We start from the raw sequence: 1,317 nt of genomic DNA, 5'->3' as shown, positions 1-1,317 counted from the left end.
ACCACCACCGCCACCGTGCTCGCCCAGGCCCTGGTCAAGGAAGGCCTGCGCAACGTTGCGGCCGGCGCGGCCCCGGGCCAGATCAAGCGCGGCATCGAGGTCTCGGTTGAGGCCATCGCCGCCCGCCTGCTCGAAAATGCCCGCCCGGTCGAAGGCGACCAGGTCGCCAACGTGGCCGCTATCTCGGCGCAGAGCGACGAGATCGGCGAGCTCCTGGCCGAGGCATTCGGCAAGGTCGGCAAGGATGGTGTGATCACCATCGAGGAATCCTCCACCACGCAGACCGAACTGGTCCTCACCGAGGGCATGCAGTTCGACAAGGGYTACCTGTCCCCGTACTTCGTCACCGACGCGGAACGCCAGGAGGCAGTCCTCGAGGACGCCTTGATCCTGATCAACCAGGGCAAGATCTCCTCGGTCCAGGAATTCCTGCCGCTGCTGGAGAAGGCGCTGCAGAGCTCCAAACCGCTCTTCATCATCGCCGAAGACGTCGACGGCGAGGCTCTCTCCACGCTGATCGTCAACCGCATCCGCGGCACCCTGAACGTCGTCGCCGTCAAGGCCCCGGGCTTCGGTGACCGTCGCAAGGCCATGCTCCAGGACATCGCGACCCTCACAGGCGCGCAGGTTGTCTCAGCGGAACTGGGCCTCAGCCTGGACACCGTGGGCCTGGAGGTCCTCGGCACCGCCCGCCGGATCACCGTGACGAAGGACAACACCACCATTGTCGACGGCGCCGGTTCGGCCGAGGACGTCGCGGCCCGGGTTGCCCAGCTGCGCGCGGAGCTGACCCGCACCGACTCCGACTGGGACAAGGAAAAGCTGCAGGAACGCCTGGCCAAGCTGGCCGGCGGCATCGGCGTAATCAAGGTCGGCGCCGCCACCGAGGTCGAGCTGAAGGAAAAGAAGCACCGCATCGAGGACGCAGTGTCCTCCACCCGCGCCGCCCTCGAAGAGGGCATCGTGGCCGGCGGCGGCTCCGCCCTCATCCACGCCCTCAAGGCTCTCGATGAGGATCCCGCGGTTGAGGCGCTCGACGGCGACGCGGCAGCTGCCGTGGGCATCGTCCGCCGGGCATTGACCCAGCCGCTGCGCTGGATCGCCCAGAACGCGGGCTTCGACGGCTACGTCGTCGTTGCCAAGGTGGCCGAATCGGCCAACAACCAAGGCTTCAACGCCAAGACCGGCGAGTACGAAGACCTCATCGCTGCCGGGGTCATTGACCCCGTCAAGGTGACGCGTGCGGCCCTCCGCAACGCGGCCTCCATCGCCGCGCTGGTTCTCACCACCGAGACCCTCGTAGTGGAGAAGCCGGCC

General features: G+C 67.5%; 1 protein-coding gene. It reads left to right on the top strand.

Annotation, left to right across the window (positions count from 1 at the left end; translation table 11 throughout):
• Window positions 1-1,317: chaperonin GroEL (groL, locus tag AB4Y86_RS19045; protein WP_441403686.1), on the top strand; the 1,317-nt coding region annotated here is incomplete at both ends.

This window comes from Arthrobacter sp. 2YAF22_2 (assembly GCF_052114645.1).
Lineage (GTDB): Bacteria > Actinomycetota > Actinomycetes > Actinomycetales > Micrococcaceae > Arthrobacter.
This window is presented reverse-complemented; position numbering and strand designations above follow the sequence as displayed.